The organism is Thermoplasmata archaeon (genome assembly GCA_038874435.1).
Taxonomy (GTDB): domain Archaea; phylum Thermoplasmatota; class Thermoplasmata; order Lutacidiplasmatales; family SKW197; genus SKW197.
The window spans coordinates 105,510-121,354 of record JAVZCK010000001.1 but is presented as its reverse complement, the minus strand read 5'-3'; the positions used below and the strand labels follow the sequence as shown (position 1 = coordinate 121,354).

Below are 15,845 nucleotides of genomic sequence, written 5' to 3'. Positions count from 1 at the left end.
AATATCTCCCCACCTATTGCTCCTCAATGCTCTACATTGGAATTGATGACACGGATGCAGTTAACGGCATGTGCACCACCTATCTGATGACAGAAGTGATAAGAATCGTGGAGAGCTATGGGCTTTCGCTAATTGGCTACCCACGACTGGTGCGACTGAACCCTTCTGTTCCATGGAAAACCAGAGGCAATGCTGCCCTTTCAATTGCTGTTGCCAATGGCTCTGGCAAAAACCGGGTGTGCGGAGAAATTGAGGGTAAACAGATTCTTGCGTGGGAGAAGGGTATGAATGCGAGTGAGAAAATTGAAGAGAACATAATTGAGGAAGTCATTGCCCTGATTGAAAAAAAGGCAAGGTTTGAAGAAGAAAAAACAAATCCAGGCGTGGTATTTCTTAGAAAAAAACCGAGCTACCGATTTTACATTCGTGGAGTAAGGGAAATTCTGAATAAAAATGAGGTTGAAAAAGAAATTGAGAAATTAGGTGGACACTGTAAGGGCTACAAAAATGGACGCGGTATCATTGGTGCTTTCTGCGCAGTTGCCTGGAGGCCATTCCGTCACACCTTTGAAATTCTTGCCTACAGAAAAGAGGACCGCTGGGGCACGGAGCGGCAAATAGAACCCGCTTCTGTGGTTGCCATGGACAAAAAATTCAAGAGCACTTTCAACAACTATGATTACGAAAACAAGAGAGTGGCTATCGCACCTCATTCTCCCTGCCCCATCTTATTCGGAATTCGGGCAACGGCTCCAGACGAGTTGATTGAGGCGATGCGAACAGTGAATCCTGGTGAGGAGATTGCAAGATGGTGCATCTTTATTACAAATCAGGCAACAGACGACCACATAGTAAGAAAGAAGATTGCTGACTGCACACCAGGAAACTCTGTTCGAATTAAAGGAAAGGTTTCCTCCGAGCCAAAAGTAATCAAAGGGGGACATGTAATTTTCAGGTTGAAAGATAGAAGTGGAGCGATTGACTGCACAATCTACGAACCCTCAAAAGAGTTCACTGCGATTGGAAGAAAACTTGTTTCGGGCGATGTTGTTGAGGTGTTTGGTGCAGTGCGAGAAGCACCCAGAACTGTTAATGTGGAAAAATTGCACATTGTGAATGCCATCACTGTGCAACGAAAGGAGGCAAACCCTACATGCCCCAGATGTGGGAAACGAATGAAGTCAATTGGAAGAGATGCGGGTTTTGTGTGTAAAAAATGCCATGTGAAGAAAAAAAGAGAGGAGGCAGAATGGGTTTTGATAGAAAGAAAAGAACTTGAGGGCTGGTATGAACCGGCAGTGTGCAGCAGGAGGCATCTTTCTAAGCCGCTCAAATTGATTTTCGGTTCTGGCCATTGTTAACTATAGTATATAGTTAAACAACGAAACGTTTATATATTCCTTAGTTTTGGTATTAACTACAATGAGGTGTTAAAAATGGAGCCAAAGAAAAGAAAAGGCAGAATGGTCGCGGGTGTGGCGAGTGCAGTGATAGCCATGCTGGTTATCAGCATGTTGTTCACAATCGTGAGTGTAAGGATGGGAAGTGCAGATGATGTGGAAACAGACCTTGCGATTAATTCCACTTTGAGCGGAAATTTAAGCGGGGCTGGAAAGAAGGACTATTACAAGATTGTTGTAAACAGCGGGAGCAAGCTGATTGTGAAAACTGATGGACCAAATGGTGGGAGCATTGATTTTGACCTCTACATTCAGAAAGACGCAAAGCCAACAACCTCAAGTTATCTTGCAAGGGGTTACACAAGCTCTAGTGATGAGCAGGTGAGTGTGAGCAATCCCTCTGGCACATACTATGTGATGGTCTATGCCTATAAGGGCTCTGGCAATTACACAATCACGGCAACTGTGGAAAACGGAAATGGTGGGGGTAATGGTGGAGACAACGGTAGTGGAAACGGTGGAGGTAGTGGCGAGCCAGTTGAGTTGACAAGTGGAGTTGCAAAGACCGGTTCTCTGGATGCAACAAACACAAAAGCATACTACAAAATTACAGTCAGCTCTGGCACATCACTCAGGGTGATGCTTGATGGTCCTAACGGTGCTGACTTTGATTTGTATGTGAAGAAAGGGGCTCTACCCACAACATCCAGCTATGATGTTCGTGGATACACAAATTCTGCTGATGAGCAGGTGAGTGTGAGTAATCCCGCTGGCACTTACTACATCATGGTGAACAGATACTCTGGCTCTGGCAGTTATACAATCACGGCAACAATCGAAAATGGCAATGGTGGAGGTAACGGCGGTGGAAATGGTGGTGGGAACAATAGTGACCCAGTTGAACTAACAAGTGGGGTTGCAAAGACCGGTTCTCTGGATGCAACAAACACAAAGGCATACTACAAAATCACAGTCAGCTCTGGCACATCACTCAAGGTTGTCCTCGACGGTCCCAGTGGTGCTGACTTTGATTTGTATGTGAAGAAAGGGGCTCTACCCACAACATCCAGCTATGATGTTCGCGGATACACAAATTCTGCGGATGAGCAGGTGAGTGTGAGCAATCCTTCTGGCACTTACTACATCATGGTGAACAGATACTCTGGCTCTGGCAGTTATACAATTACGGCAACGGTTGAAAACGGAAACGGCGGTGGAAACGGAAATGTTGCAAAATGGACATATGTTGGGATTGCTGGCTACGATGCAGATGACCTTACCACAATGGTGAACTCCACTGTAAGCTGGTTCAAGAACATTGGCTCCTCTAGCAATGTAAATATTCTCCTCCTTACAGACGAATACGGGCATGGCAACAGCCATGCCTATTACATCACTGCGGACAATCAGGCCAGAGAAATTCCACTGAACCAGATAAACAGTGCCTGGAGTAATGAGGTAAACACTGGTGACAAGAATGTGCTTCTGAGTTTCTTCCGCTATGCAGTCACAAACTATCCTGCAGAGCATTACTATCTCCACACAGACAGTCATTCTAGATGCGGACTTTCCATTCTTTACGATGAAACAAACTACGACAGGATGGACTTCACCGAGATAAAGAGTGCACTTGCAGAGCTCTACAACATGATTCACAAGAAGATTGACATTTTCTGGTATGGTGGTTGCTGGCAGATGAACATTGCTGCTGCCTACCAGATCTACAACTATGTGGAATACATGGGTGGTTCTGAACACACAGATAGCCATCCAATGCGAGCCCCGATTTCAAAACTGAAGTCAAACCCAGGCATGGCCGCAAGGGATGTGTTGGTTGAGGCAGTGAACCTTGTTGCTGCAGGAGGTGGTGCACCGTATGCATATGGTGGCGTTGATTTAGCAAAAGTCCCGATGCTTGCAGAGAAGGTGAATGCGTTGAGCCAGAAACTGATAGCGAAGATGGGCACTTACAAGGCAAAGATAATTGAGGCAAGAAACCAAACCCAGGAATTTGAGGAGCACTATGGTGCACCTTACGCAGACCTCTACCACTTTGCGCTGAAGCTGAAGGCAAATGTGGATGATGCGGAAATCCAGGGGCTGTGCAGCGAAGTGATGAATGCTGTGAACCAGACAGTTGTGGCAAAGAAGTGGGCAAGTGGCTGGGGCGAGAATCTGCAGAATGCCTATGGGATTGGGATAATGTTCCCGAAGGACTGGTACACCTACCAGGCAAACCAGACCTACTTCACAATCTCTGACTTCGCAAAGAACACACAGTGGGATGAATTCTACGCAAAGCTCAATGGATTTGCAAGTGGGCCTGAATTTCTGGCTGGAGCAAATGAACACTAAAATCTACCATCTCTAATTTTTATTTTTGTTGAGTATCTATAGATGGAGCAGTGAAAGTCAATCTATCAGATAAATAAGTAAATTTATTTTTACTTACCGAATTGCGGAAAATTTAAATACAGGGTATGACATCAAGATATCATGAATAAAGAAAATGATCTAACTCCATGGGTGAGGAACAAGTACCTGGCTCTGTGGAGTGAGTTGAAAGACAGTGAGTTTACATTTGAAGAAGGCGTCCGCGTTCTGAAGGAGAAAAAGGAAATTAGCGATGAATCTGCAGCTAACGAAATTTTCTCAGAGTTGAGGGATTGTAATCTGGTAGAGACAAGGAGAGATCCACATGACGGCAGAAAAAGTATCTACAAATTGAAGCCAATTATGGAGTTTTTAGGTGGAGGAGAAAATCTATCTAGAGATGAACTCATAAGAATTCTTAAAAAAGCTGCAGATCTGATAAGAACAAGAGTGAACTATGAGTTTATTCTGCTCTTGCTCTTTTTGAAAAGGATAAGTGATAGATGGGAAATAGAATATGAGACGAATGTGAAGGAGTTCACGGAGAAAGGATTGAGTGAGGAGGAAGCAAGGGAAGAGGCAAAAGAAGGTGTGTTCCATGAATTTGACATTCCAGAAGAGTACTTGTGGGATAATTTGAGGAAAGATGTTGAAAATCTTCCAATGAAGCTCGAAAACGCTATGAAGAAAATAGCTGAACGTGAACCAGACCTCAAGCCCGTCTTTGAGAGGTTTGATTTTCTCCAATTTGCGAGGAACAGGGAGAATACTGAGATTCTGAGACAGTTGATGGAGGTATTCAGCGAAAGAAAACTTTACCATGTTTCGCCAGACATTCTTGGCGATGCCTATGAGTGGATACTGAGCTATTTTGCACCCCAGAAGGCAAAAGAAGGGGAAGTTTATACACCCAGGGAAGTGATAAACTTACTGGTTGAACTCATTGACCCTGCGGTTGATGGTGGAATTGAAATCTATGACCCTGCGTGTGGCTCTGGGGGCATGCTCATCTGTGCTTATAATCACATAAAAAAGAAGTTTGGAGAGGAAGGTGTTAAGAAAGTTTTTCTCTGTGGCCAGGAAGTAAATCCGCTCACGGCTGCGCTCTGCAAAATGAATATGTTCATTCATGACATCAGGGATCACAGGATTGAAATCGGAGACACTTTGATGTGGCCCAAATTGAAGGATGAGGATGGAAAAATTAAGAGGTTTGATGTTGTGATTTTCAATCCTCCATGGAACCAGGATGGTTATGAGGAAGAAAAGCTCAAAAAGGCGGAGGCCTGGCAGGAACGATTTAGTTATGGGTTCACGCCTAGCCAGTCCGCAGATTGGGTATGGGTTCAGCATGCACTGGCTTCTACAAAGCAGAGCGGAAAAGTGGGACTTGTGATAGATAATGGATGTCTTTTCAGGGGAGGGAAAGAGAAAAATGTGAGAGCCAAAATTCTGGATGCAGACCTTGTAGATTGTGTGATTCTTTTGCCAGAAAAGTTGTTTTATAACACTGGTGCACCTGGTGGAATAATTCTCTTTAACAAGGGTAAGCCGCCTGAAAGAAGAAGAAAGGTTTTATTCATTAATGCAAGCCAAGAGTATGAGAAACATCCAGAAGTGAGGAAATTGAACAGGATTGGGAGCCAGCATATTGAGAAAATCGCGAAAATCTACAGAGAATTTAGGGATGTGAAGGACATTGCAAGGGTTGTTCCGCTTGAGGAAATTAAAAACAACGATTACAATCTGAATGTCACACTGTATGTGTTTGCGGAAGAGAAAGCAGAAGAGATAGATATCCAGAGAGAATGGAGAGAACTGAATGAAGTGGAGCAGGAAATTGTAGATGTGGAGAAAAAGATTGAGGAGTATCTGAGAGTGATAGGGTATGGTGGAGAAGATGAGAAATAAAATAGAAAGCATCGAGGAGTTAGAAAACATTTATTATGGGACAGATAAAAAAAAGTTCGGGAATAAAGAGAGGATGCTACTATGGAAAAATCAAGCATAAAATGCGGCCCCATGCTTCCATTCATGTGCACCATCCGGTACACGCGTCAGCATGGACTTACCCGCAATATGTATATACCTACATGTCTACATAAACTTTTTGGGAGTGCGTATTTGTTCACTCAGATGATGCAGACAAGACATCTTGAAATTTTAATCTATTTGAGATGGGGTGGTAGAAATGCTCAATGTTGATGGTCGTGATGATGAGGAATTCAAGGACACAGAGATTGGAAGGATTCCAAAGAAGTGGGAGATTGTGAAGCTTGGAGATATTACAACTCTTAAAAATGGTGAACGTCCTTTAATGATTAATGATAATAATGTTGTTCCTGTGTATGGAGCTAATGGGGTGATGGGTTATACATCAAAGTTTTTAGTTGATAACGATTTTACATTAGTAATCGGAAGAGTTGGAGCATCTGGTGAAGTTCATATTGGGAATGGAAAAATATGGATAAGCGACAATGCGATCTATAGTGAAAGTTATGATAAAAGCAAAGTGTATTTACCATTACTCTTTTATTTACTCAAGTTTAAAAATCTTAGCAAATTTGCTACTAAATCAACTCACCCAATAATAACTCAAAGTTTTTTGAATTCTATTAATCTCCCCCTCCCGCCTCTCCCCGAGCAAAAAGCCATCGCAAAGGTGCTCTCAACAGTGGATGAAGCCATTCAGAAATGCAATGAACTCATAGCAAAAACGGAGCGGCTGAAGCAGGGGCTGATGCGGGAGCTTTTGACGAAGGGAATTGGGCACAAGGAGTTCAAGGACACAGAGATTGGGAGGATTCCGAAGGAGTGGGAGGTGGTGAAGTTAGAGGAGGCTGTCAAAATAAACAGGGAATCCATTGACCCAACCAGATTTCCAGATGACGAATTTCTTTATGTTGATATTGAGTCCGTAGAGAACAATACTGGTGTGATATGTGACGCAAAGAAAATTCGTGGAAAAGAAGCGCCATTACGTGCAAGAAGAGTGTTACACTACAACGATGTGATCATGTCAACTGTGAGACCATATTTAAAAGCCTTTGCTATAATCCCCAAAGAACTAGATAATCAGATTTGTTCTACTGGCTTTGCCGTTTTGAGTTGTGGAGAAGAAGTTGTGCCGAGATATCTGTTATACACAATTTTCTCAGATATGGTAATCAACCAATGCACCAGAATGATGGTAGGAGGTCAATATCCTGCTTTGAATGAATCTCAAGTTGCAGAAATTAAGGTCCCGTTACCTCCTTTGTTGGAGCAGCAAAAAATTGCCGAGATTCTCTCAACAATTGACAAGAAACTCGAACTTGAGCGAAAGCGAAAAGAAAAGCTTGAGCGAATAAAGAAAGGGCTTATGAACGATTTGTTGACTGGGAAGCGAAGAATTCCCAAGGAAATGTGGGAAAAGATTGGAGGTGAATAGGTATGGAGAAGAATTACATGAATGCAGAGGAAGGAACTACACCTCACTTTTTGTGGGAAAAAGAGATTGTAGAAAAGCCGCTATTGGAACAACTTCAGAACCATGGCTGGAAATACATTCCAGCTGAAACACTTGGCAGGGAAAGTCCAGAAGATGTCCTTTTACTCTCCAATCTCAGAGCAGCACTGTTACGCATAAATGAAAGAATGCTTGAAGGGATATCCCAGAATGAAAAAAAAGAGGTTGTGGAAGAGGTTATTCGGGAACTTAAAACCAGAGGTTCAGGAATTGAAGGGCACAAACAGATAATGGACTTGCTAAAGTACGGACTTCCAGTAAATCTCGGAAAAAAAGGTCTGGCTACTATTCAACTTTTTGACTATATAAACATCGAAAAAAACGAGTTTATTGTCTCAAACCAGGTCACATTCACAAGCATCAATGGAAAGATTCGAGCAGACCTCGTTCTTTTCGTCAACGGCATACCACTCGTGCTCGTAGAATGCAAGGACCCCACAAACCCGACAGTTTCCTGGGAAAACGCTTACCTTCAGATAAAGGACTACGAAAAAAAAGTGCCTGAACTATTCAAATACATTCAAATCAACACAATCATAGAAAAATGGGAAGAAAAAGCAAGATATTTCCCAGCAGAGCCATGGAATGAAAATACCCAAGTGCATGTCTGGAAATCAGAGAACGGGCTTTGCGAGTTTCTCCAGCCAAAAATCCTTCTGGACATCGTAAAATATTTCTCGTTTTTCAGAGAGGAGAAAGGGTGCGAAAAAAAAGTTCTAGTTAGATACATGCAATACCGTGCAGTCAACAAAATTGTTGAGCGGGCAAAGAAGTATGTGAAGGGCGAGGACGACAAGGCATTTGGTCTTATCTGGCACTGGCAAGGTTCTGGTAAAACCCTCACTATGATTTTTGCAGCCAACAAGCTCATGCGTCTCCCAGACCTTGAAAATCCTACAATTCTTTTCGTTCTTGACAGGAAAGAACTGGAAGACCAGACCACGGATGAAATTAAATCTGTAAAAATTGGCTTCCAGCCCTCTACAATTACTTCCATTTCTGAATTAAAAGAGACGCTTCTCTGGGACGAAGGTAGAGGAAAAAGAGGAATCTTTGTTGTGCTTGTGCACAAGTTCAGGCCCGGAGAACTTCAGGAAGTGAAAACCCCGCTTGAACAGAGACCAGTAAATGAAACAATCCTTAAAAGAAAGAACATAATTGTGCTTGTTGATGAGGCAGACAGAACCCAGTATGGAATCCTGGCTGGTACAATGAGAGCCATGTTCAAAAGTGCTTTTTTTGTGGGTTTCACCGGAACACCGCTCGCTACCAAAGGAAAGGACACTTTCGCTGCTTTCTCCCCAGAAGGCGAAGATTACCTTGACAAATACTTCATTGATGCTTCCATAGAAGATGGTTTCACTCTCCCCATTGCCTGGCAACTCAAAGTTGAGAGCGTAGTAAACTTCTACAAGGAAAAACTTGATGATGCTGTAGAAAGCTTTCTTGCAGTAGCAGATGTAGAAGAACTCTCTGAGGAGACAATAAAACAACTGGAGAGCGAGGTTGCAAAAAAGTTGAATGTTTGCAATGTAGTGCTGGAGAATCAAAAAATGATTGAAGAGGTCGCAAAGGACATTGCCAAGGATTTTCGTGAAAATCTGGATGACAGATTTAAGGCCTTGGTTGTCACCGCAAGCAGAAAAGCATGTGTCCTCTATAAAAGAGAACTGGACATACATCTTCCAAAAGAGTACAGTGAAATTGTGATGACCTATACGCCAGATGACGACGAACTCATCAAAGAATACGAGAGAGAACTCAAAAAGAGATACGGAACTAACGAAATTGATGAAATCAACCAGAAAATAAGGGAGGATTTCAATAGAGAAAATTTGCCAAAAATTTTGATTGTTACTGACATGCTCTTGCGTGGCTTTAATGCCCCTATTCTCCATACACTCTACCTTATCAAATTTCTAAAAGGGCATCGACTCCTCCAGACCATTGCAAGAGTTAATAGACCCTACAAGGGCAAGGACTTTGGACGAGTGGTTGACTATGTAGGAATTCTCGGAAGATTAGAGAAAGCTCTCGAAATGTACCAAAGAGAGGACATAGCAAATGTCGCAAGACCGATAGCCGAGTATGCAACAGAATTTAAGGAGGAAATGAAAAAAATGAAAGAACGTCTGGGTGAAAATACTAACCAGAACGAAGAATTTATGAAAGCCAAGGTGATGGAGATTCTCCAGGGGGGAAAGGAAAAAGAGTTTGTGAACAGTTTCCGAAAGATTAGAAAGCTTTACGAACTGCTTGGACCAAACGAGATAAAAACAGATTTCCATACTTACTATCAATGGCTCTGCCTTCTCTACGAATACTACAAGATGATAAATCCAGATGTTGAGGATGTACTTGTTGAGAAACTTTATAAACATACCATGAATGCTGTAAAGGAAGGCACAGAGTTTTACGGTCTAAGGACTACAGAGGAAAAAGTTCAAATTGACACAAAATTCATTGATGAAGTAAAACCCAGCATCGTAGGTGTGTTTGATGCATACGCAAAAGTAAGGAACATCATAAGGAGCAACCATAAGATTCCTAAGCCAGTTTATCAGCAGATTGTGGAAAAAGTGGAAAGAATAATTGATGACTGGAAAAAGAAAAAAATCTCAGCAGAGCAAACATGTAAGGAAATTAAGGAGAACCTTGAGGAGCTTGAAAACATACCAATTCTGATTGAGGAGCGTGGACTTTCTGAAATGGCTTATTCCATCGGCCAAGTCCTTGTGAGGAATAAAATAGAGTTCCAGGACGAAGAACTGAGAGAACTTGAGCGGAAAATCAAGCCGCACATGTTTTATGCCTGGGTAAACAAACCCAGCGCTGTAAAAAGCGTGGGAAGAGAGATAAGGACTTTTCTGATAGAAAAAAAGATAGAGAAAGAAAAGAGGGACAGGGTATATGACCAAATCCTCCAGATGCTCAAAGAGAATTTCTAGCTATTTCGGTATAAAATACACTGTTGAATGGAAGAATGTAAAATATCCTCGCTTGGAATTTTCCACACCAATACTACATCTCATTCTCCCTAGAACCATCAAAGATCCAAGAAAAATCCTTGATTCGAGAAGGGACTGGCTGATAAAAAAGCACGCCAAAATAGAGAACGCTTTAAGACAACACCCGGAACTTTTAAAGAAATGCATTGTAATGGGCAAAGCATCGCCTCAAAAACTGGACGATGTCAAAAAGACAAGGAAAAAATTCAGGAGATTACTGAGGAAAAACCTCAAACCCATTGTAGCCTCTTTTTCAAAAGAGTTAGGCGTGCAACCTAACAAAATCTTCATAAAATGCCAGAAAACAAAATGGGCAAGTTGCTCTACAAAAAAGAACCTAAGTTTCAACCTCAAGATGCTTGCACTCCCTCAAGAGCTAATGGAATACCTGGTTTACCACGAACTCCTGCACCTGAAAGAAAAAAGGCACAATAGCAATTTTGTTCGTATGCTGAGGAAAAAATTTCCAAACTTTGTAGAATTGGAAAAAGAACTCTTCGCCTACTGGTTTGCACTTGAATCAAATAAAATCTGGATGCAGATTTTGGGAAGAGAGGAAGGTATCTCTTAGCCCTCCTCTACCATTCTCCACATGGAGAGTCCCAATCATCTGGAATCACATGGTTCACCATTTGGACATATCAGACATGTTCGGACACATAAAACTGATAAGAAAAAATATATATAGTATGATTAGTATAATATATAATATGTGTCCAAATCCGTTTTACCTAGGTCCGATAGATGCCGCAAACAAAGACCATTTATTCATAGACAGAGAGGGTTCGTTAGAGTATGTGAAAGAGAGAATCGGCAGTGAAGGTGAATGTATTGTTATTCTGGGGGAGAAGGGCGTTGGCAAAACTAGTTTCTTGAATATCATCAAAGCATGGCTGGAAGAGAAAGCCGAATACACAACTGGACGAAAAATTCTGGATAAGATTAGCAGAGAAAATACCAGACTACTGCCTGTTCCTGATACTACTGCAAAAATTGAGCATCTTCTTGTGGATGACATTGCCTTTCTGGACGACAGTGAAGCAGCAAGAGTATACGAAGCCATAGATAGTTTGTTGACGAAGAATGAGTACACCTGTATTTGTCTCACTGATAGAGCACACAGGGGCGAAAATGTATTAAAACTTCGCAAGGAGGTCAGCACAGGAACATACATAGACCTTGCTGTAAGCCCAAACGAAATGGAGAATTTTCTGCGTCAGCGATTGAAAAATACAGGTTACTGCGATAATTTTGAGCATGATGGAGTCTATGTGGCTGCACGCCGTGCTTTCACGAATCTTCGTGAATTTTTCAAATACTGCCGTGAAGCTTACAGATTAGTGGATAAAAATGAGAAGATTGGAAAAGAATTGATGTTCAAGGCAATCTGGACGATTGACAGGGGCTATTTACAGGAAATGGATAAGGTTGCTAGGGGTGTTTTGAGTTGCTTGCATGAACGGGCATCATCTGGTGGAATACCATTAATGCTTCTTTCAAAATATGCAGAAGAAACACTTGGAATTTCTCGCAGTACTCTCTACCATAGGCTGAATATTCTTCAGGATTACAACATGATCGTGGTCACGCAAAAGGGTAGAGAGGCATTTTACAATACAATTTACAACATTATAGAGATGCCGATAGACCCAAAACAGATAATAAATCCCCCATCAATGGAAGAAGCGATTCAAGAAATAGTACCACACGGAAGGAAACGAAGACCATAGCCAGGGTCCAAATTCATTCCCTCCTTTTCCTCTCCACAACCTCTACCTTTATTTCCTCTCCATGCCCATTGTAGGCCTTCCAGCTTCGCATGTTGTAGGGATAAGCCACAATGATGTGGAACCAGCCGAAACGCTCAAACAGAGAAAGGTCTGCAGCAGAGGGGATTGGATAAGGGCTTGGATGCGAGTGAATTGTGCCAACAATTGAAAAATCCGCTGGCTTCATATGAAGCATGAAAACTGCAGATTCGTTGCTTGAAATTGTTCCTGGCAGAACCACATACTGGTTTATCACACCAGTCCTTCCGAGGCGAAGCAACGCAGCAAACTCGTTCGGATGGGCATTTCTTGCGTTTTCAAAAATTGCTTCCAGCAACTCCATTGCAATTCCTCTGAACTCTCTCTGCCTTTTCCTTGGTGGTGCAAAAATTGGCATTTTCACTCCCTCCGCATGCACTTGAGCGTCGCACTCACAACACCCACGACAGCACCGAGTGCAGTGCAGGTCTCAAGCCCCACATTCCTGCCAGTTACTTCGAAATGATACTCCGCAATCTCCTCAACCTTCCCTAAACCTCGGTGTCCAAGCCCGAAAACGAGGCAAACAGATTTTCCATTGAGCAACGCATTGGCAATGAACGCTGCACTCACTGCTTTTTTTTCCTCAGGGTGCTGGGTAGTCACCACAACCATGCCAAGCTGCGGGGGAAAGCCCCTATCGGGAAAAGGGAAAAGATGGAACCTGCCCTCACTAGATAGCTTCATCAAAGCATCCTTCGTTGAAATTGTAGTTTTATCTGCCAGAAACTCGGAAATTTCCTTCGGAGTTTCTGCCTCTGGGGGCAATGGAAAACCGAAGAGCGCAAGGTTACAATCAAAGCCCGTGCAGAGTGCCAATGCTCTTGTTACTGCTCTTCTATGCACCTCATGAAATTTAGTTCCATACGAATTGTAAAGCCCGAGCGTCAATCTGCCTTGCACATCACACACAACCCTCAAACAAAGATAAAGATTTTCAAATCCCAACTTTATCAAGCACCCGCTTGCACTTAGCAAGATAGTTCTTTGCATTTTTTTCCTTGAAAATTCTTCTCGCACTCATCAAAAGCTCAATTCCTCTTTCAGATTCCGTGCCACTTTCAACCAGCATCCTTCCATATTCACAAAGGGTTTTGCCCTTCTCTATCTCCATCCCTGCAACTTCAAAAATTCTCACGCTTTTTGCATAAAGCAGTTTTGCCTCATCCAGATTGCCTGTGGCCTCCTCGTACTCTGCATGCACTCGATATGCCCAGCCAACCACATCCCTTGCATTGATCCTATTTGCAATCTCAAATGCTGTTGTGAGGTTTCCCATCACACCCTGAAACTGCCCTGTCTTCACAAGTGCTTCAGCAATTCCACAGATATTCCAGGCAATTCCATACTTGTTGTCTATCCTTCTACAGAGCTTCAAACTTTCATTGTAATTCCTGATTGCCTCAGGATACTCCTCGTAATCCAGTGCAATATCTCCAAGGCTGCTGTACACCACTGAAAGGCCTCTTCTGTCTCCGATTCTCCTGTCTATTTCAAGGGCTTTTAGGTAATGTTCTCTTGCCTGTTCCCGCTCCCCCAGACTTCTGTAAAATTCCCCCAAATTGTTTGAGGTTGCAGAAATGCCCCGCAAATCCTCAATCTTTGTATAAATTTCAAGTGCTTTCTTCAAATTGTTTTCACCTTCTACAATTCGCCCAAGAGAATGATTTGCTGTGCCGAGACGCATGTGGACATAGGCAATATCTCCATAACTATCTGTATTTTCCAGAATTCTAACAGCCTCTTCATAATACTTTATTGCCTCAGCATGTTCTGCCATTCGCTCATGCACCAACCCTTGGATACACACCAATCTCCCAGTGAGTGCTTTCTCAGGCTTAAGAGAAAGAGCATGCTCAACATCTTTCAGTGCTGTCGTGTATTCGCCAATTGCAATGTGGGCTTCTGCCCTCTTTTTCCATGCAAAAGCAATTTCCCGGCTATTCTCACTGTCCTTGATGGTCTCGAGCATCTTATCAATGAACGCAATCTCTTCCCCGAATCTTGCATCGCTCTCAAGAGCTTCAATTAGTAATCTGAGAATTTCCATTCTCTTTTCGGGTCTACTAGCTATTTCCAGCCCTCGCTTGAGAACTTCCACTGCCTTCTCATTCGCGAAATTTGCAAGTGCATACCTACCAGCAACTGCTGCAAATTCCTCCACTTTTGAAGCTATGCCTGCAGATAGATAGTGCTCAACCATTCGCAGAATTGCCTCATGTTTCCCTGCGAGATACTCTGCTTCATAAATTTCAGCCAAGCACTCATGATACGCTTTCTTAAGCCCTTCATCAAGGATTGAATAGAGAGTGTCCCTCAACATCGGATGAGCAAACCTATAATGATTTTCATCCACCTTACTGACGAAACCGCTGGACTCAAGTGCACTCAACCTCCTAAGAACGCTTAGTTTTGAGAGTTCCAACAATCTTGATACCGTGTCCGGAGAAAACTCGTAGCCCTCTATCGCGCCACACTGGAGTATCTCTATATCCTCTCGGGGTAGTCGCTGCACCCTTTCCTCGAGAATTTCATAAATTCTCTTTGGGAGATTTTTTTCGTACTTCCAACGTGCGATTTCAGCCTCGATTTTCTTCTCATCTTTCACTTCCTTAAGCAATTCTATCGTAAACAATGGGTTACCACGTGTCTGTGTAAATAGTTGAGAAACAACTTCATCGTCTAGTTCATATCCTAGCACCTTGGCCAAGAATGTAGAAAATTCATTTTGATTCAAACCTTCTATTTTCAAATATTCCAGATTTTCCTCCTTTGCCAGCGGCTCAAGCATTCTCTTCTCAACTTGTACATTACTTGCATTCTCATTATAGGTACTAAGCACGAAAATAGGCAGCTCTCCAGCACTCCTCAACAGAAATTTAAGAAACTCCAGAGTTTCAACATCTACCCACTGCAAGTCATCGACAAAAATTAGCACTTTTTTTCCGCCTGCCTTTCTCTTAATTCCATAAAGAACATTTTCGTAGAGGTTCAACCTTTGAAAGTTAGTTTCAATCGGAGCTCCTGAGTACCTTCCATCTGTCAAGAGCACTGAAAAATACTTAGTGAGTCCCGCAGCTTTGGTCATGTTGCCATCCCAGTTCATGAGCAAGCTCCTATTTTCTCCCTCAATTTTTTTAAGAATTTCGTCCATCTCGAAGATCAAGTTTTCGTTTTCCTTGCCCGTGAGCACGGCAACTAAATTCAGGTGTTCTCCTGGGACACTGAGAAGGTTGAAGGCGCCGTAACGCATGCTCTGCACATCCTCTCGGATTTCTGCAGATTTGCGGATGTAGGAAAGAGATTCTCTCACAAACGCACTAACTGCGTTAAGCATCCCTACCAAAATATCTGAATCAATTGTTTCTTCTCGTTCTAATTTTGAAACCATAAGCCCAGATTTTGTTACAGCAAATATTGCCTCAATTCTTGGGTTCTGCACGATTTTGAGCAAGTCCTCAAGTCCCTGCCCCTCCAGTGCTTTTCTCAACGAAGAATATGGAAGAGCAAGCCCAGCAACACATGCAGTTCTCAAGATAAAAGCATCTCTAGCCTCCTTCTTTAAGAATTCCTCTACAATCCGCGTTTTGCCTACACCTGTGTCTCCAATTACCACTATCATTTTGCTTCTATTCTTTTCCACACCTGCAAACTTCTGTTTGAGGTATTCTATGTATTTCTCTCTTCCTACAAACTCACAGTTGGGTGGAATTTTCATCCGAAACACTCTAATGGGCTTATCGCTCTT

Annotated in this window: 10 protein-coding genes; 7 read left to right on the top strand and 3 right to left on the bottom strand. The window is 42.6% G+C overall.

Going from position 1 to position 15,845, the window contains the following annotated elements:
• Window positions 1-26 precede the first annotated feature (26 nt).
• The 7 genes from QXD64_00535 to QXD64_00505 all read left to right on the top strand — a co-directional run bounded on the left by QXD64_00535 (window position 27) and on the right by QXD64_00505 (window position 12,019).
• Window positions 27-1,361 (top strand): tRNA(Ile)(2)-agmatinylcytidine synthase, encoded by a 1,335-nt coding sequence (locus tag QXD64_00535; GenBank protein MEM3395803.1) that lies wholly within the window; start codon window positions 27-29, stop codon window positions 1,359-1,361.
• Window positions 1,362-1,436: 75 nt separating this feature from the next.
• Window positions 1,437-3,755: a pre-peptidase C-terminal domain-containing protein gene (locus QXD64_00530; GenBank protein MEM3395802.1), complete on the top strand. Its 2,319-nt coding sequence runs from the start codon at window positions 1,437-1,439 to the stop codon at window positions 3,753-3,755.
• A 141-nt stretch (window positions 3,756-3,896) separates the two neighbouring features.
• Entirely contained in the window at window positions 3,897-5,684 is a 1,788-nt protein-coding gene (locus QXD64_00525) for a class I SAM-dependent DNA methyltransferase (protein MEM3395801.1), read from the top strand.
• A gap of 280 nt (window positions 5,685-5,964) precedes the next feature.
• Window positions 5,965-7,203, top strand: coding sequence for a restriction endonuclease subunit S (locus QXD64_00520; protein ID MEM3395800.1), 1,239 nt, complete (start codon window positions 5,965-5,967; stop codon window positions 7,201-7,203).
• Between the two features lie 2 nt (window positions 7,204-7,205).
• Window positions 7,206-10,229 (top strand): HsdR family type I site-specific deoxyribonuclease, encoded by a 3,024-nt coding sequence (locus QXD64_00515; GenBank protein MEM3395799.1) that lies wholly within the window; start codon window positions 7,206-7,208, stop codon window positions 10,227-10,229.
• 211 nt (window positions 10,230-10,440) lie between these two features.
• Window positions 10,441-10,860 (top strand): M48 family metallopeptidase, encoded by a 420-nt coding sequence (locus tag QXD64_00510; protein ID MEM3395798.1) that lies wholly within the window; start codon window positions 10,441-10,443, stop codon window positions 10,858-10,860.
• 139 nt (window positions 10,861-10,999) lie between these two features.
• Complete coding sequence (locus QXD64_00505; protein ID MEM3395797.1) at window positions 11,000-12,019, top strand: hypothetical protein; 1,020 nt, start codon at window positions 11,000-11,002, stop codon at window positions 12,017-12,019.
• A 13-nt stretch (window positions 12,020-12,032) separates the two neighbouring features.
• Here QXD64_00505 and QXD64_00500 read toward each other — a convergent pair whose 3' ends face one another.
• From QXD64_00500 to QXD64_00490, 3 genes are read right to left on the bottom strand one after another with little or no spacing between them, the layout of a single operon-like run.
• Entirely contained in the window at window positions 12,033-12,455 is a 423-nt protein-coding gene (locus QXD64_00500; GenBank protein ID MEM3395796.1) for a Mov34/MPN/PAD-1 family protein, read from the bottom strand.
• A gap of 2 nt (window positions 12,456-12,457) precedes the next feature.
• Window positions 12,458-13,090, bottom strand: coding sequence for a DUF531 family protein (locus QXD64_00495; GenBank protein ID MEM3395795.1), 633 nt, complete (start codon window positions 13,088-13,090; stop codon window positions 12,458-12,460).
• On the bottom strand, window positions 13,035-15,815 hold the full coding sequence (locus QXD64_00490; protein ID MEM3395794.1) for a tetratricopeptide repeat protein: 2,781 nt from the start codon (window positions 15,813-15,815) through the stop codon (window positions 13,035-13,037). Before QXD64_00490 ends, QXD64_00495 begins: the two co-directional genes overlap by 56 nt.
• Window positions 15,816-15,845 lie beyond the last annotated feature (30 nt).

Excerpts from the sequence above, each read along its gene's own strand:
- QXD64_00535 (MEM3395803.1), top strand. The coding sequence starts at position 27 with ATGCTCTACATTGGAATTGATGACACGGATGCAGTTAACGGCATGTGC.
- QXD64_00530 (MEM3395802.1), top strand. The coding sequence starts at position 1,437 with ATGGAGCCAAAGAAAAGAAAAGGCAGAATGGTCGCGGGTGTGGCGAGT.
- QXD64_00525 (MEM3395801.1), top strand. The coding sequence starts at position 3,897 with ATGAATAAAGAAAATGATCTAACTCCATGGGTGAGGAACAAGTACCTG.
- QXD64_00520 (MEM3395800.1), top strand. The coding sequence starts at position 5,965 with ATGCTCAATGTTGATGGTCGTGATGATGAGGAATTCAAGGACACAGAG.
- QXD64_00515 (MEM3395799.1), top strand. The coding sequence starts at position 7,206 with ATGGAGAAGAATTACATGAATGCAGAGGAAGGAACTACACCTCACTTT.
- QXD64_00510 (MEM3395798.1), top strand. The coding sequence starts at position 10,441 with ATGGGCAAAGCATCGCCTCAAAAACTGGACGATGTCAAAAAGACAAGG.
- QXD64_00505 (MEM3395797.1), top strand. The coding sequence starts at position 11,000 with ATGTGTCCAAATCCGTTTTACCTAGGTCCGATAGATGCCGCAAACAAA.
- QXD64_00500 (MEM3395796.1), bottom strand. The coding sequence starts at position 12,455 with ATGCCAATTTTTGCACCACCAAGGAAAAGGCAGAGAGAGTTCAGAGGA.
- QXD64_00495 (MEM3395795.1), bottom strand. The coding sequence starts at position 13,090 with ATGCAAAGAACTATCTTGCTAAGTGCAAGCGGGTGCTTGATAAAGTTG.
- QXD64_00490 (MEM3395794.1), bottom strand. The coding sequence starts at position 15,815 with ATGAAAATTCCACCCAACTGTGAGTTTGTAGGAAGAGAGAAATACATA.